Below are 1,222 nucleotides of genomic sequence, written 5' to 3' on the forward strand. Positions count from 1 at the left end.
CAGTGGGGATGATGGATAGATAATCCTGCCTTATCCTGTTAATCCTGGGTATCCTGATTCAGACAGCCTCACAAAAATTACCATTGGCCGAAATTAGAAGCAACACCCCCTTGAGATTGGTTTTGATGGATCCGGCCAGTCTTGAGATTTGCAAGGATTCGTTCATCGAGAAAGAGCTTGAGGACTATTATTCCGATATGCTCTATAAGGTGAGATTTTCCGGGATTTCCGGCTACCTGTACGTTCTATTCGAGCATAAGAGCTATGACGACAAATATCTTCATCTTCAGCTTTTGGAATATATGGTGAAGATTTGGAGATTGTTCCTGAAACAGCAGCCGGAAAAGAAAAAGAAACCGCCGCTGCCCATTGTATTACCTTTGTTGATTTGCCATGGGGAGACTCCATGGCCCAAGGATCGGATCCGTTTTTCGTCTCTGATGTCAGGCCCGGTAGAATCATTTTCAGCATATATCCCCGATTTCAGCTTCAGTCTGCATGATCTGTCGGACTTCACAGATGGTGAAATTCGGGGTACAATCATGGTTCGGGTGATGCAGTTGTTATTCAAGCACATCCGTGAACCGGATTTAATGGATAATAAGCTACCGGGAATTCTGTCGTTGTTGAGGGAAGTCATGAGTAGTGCGACAGGGTTACACTGTTTGGAGATCGTTTTGAGATATCTGTTCGGTACGAGGGAAGATGCCTCGGCAGAATCGATAAAGAATATTGTCGAACTGGCCTTGACACAAAAAGAGGGGGGATATGTCATGACGCTTGCGGAAAAGCTTCGCAAAGAAGGGGAAAAAATAGGGGAAAGAAGAGGGGAAAGAAGAGGGGAGGAAAAAGTAATTTCCATAATCCGGAATGCGGAAAAGCAAGGCTTGTCGGTGGAGGTGATCGCCCAAATTGCTCAGATTGATGTGGATTCAGTGAATAAAATCCTGAACAACGAGCAGATAGATATTCCACTGCATCTGTTGGGAGATGACAAGTAGGCGTCAGCAAACCTCACCCCCCGGCCCCCTCCATAAATGGAGAGGGGGCGATCGGCTGTTGCCCTGGGGATTCCCTGTCTTACCATTCGGGAGAATACCGAGCTGCCCATTACAATAACGGAAAGAACCAACCCGCTGGCGGGGACATCCCGTGAGGTGATCCTTGATGCTTTTGGCAAGGTTAATGCAGACCGACTATCATCCTCAACGTTCCAAGTATT

The 1,222-nt window shown here is 46.7% G+C and carries 1 protein-coding gene and 1 pseudogene; both read left to right on the top strand.

Annotation, left to right across the window (positions count from 1 at the left end):
• The first annotated feature begins 125 nt into the window (after nt 1-125).
• Nucleotides 126-1,001 (top strand): Rpn family recombination-promoting nuclease/putative transposase, encoded by an 876-nt coding sequence (locus tag MTBBW1_RS16875; protein WP_186441408.1) that lies wholly within the window; start codon nt 126-128, stop codon nt 999-1,001.
• Between the two features lie 36 nt (nt 1,002-1,037).
• Nucleotides 1,038-1,222: pseudogene (locus MTBBW1_RS29125) on the top strand (hypothetical protein); the annotation flags it as partial.

Origin of the sequence: Desulfamplus magnetovallimortis, from assembly GCF_900170035.1 — a bacterium.
Classification (GTDB): Bacteria; Desulfobacterota; Desulfobacteria; order Desulfobacterales; family Desulfobacteraceae; genus Desulfamplus; species Desulfamplus magnetovallimortis.

Coding starts and splice junctions, on each gene's coding strand:
- MTBBW1_RS16875 (WP_186441408.1), top strand. CDS start 126: ATGGATCCGGCCAGTCTTGAGATTTGCAAGGATTCGTTCATCGAGAAA.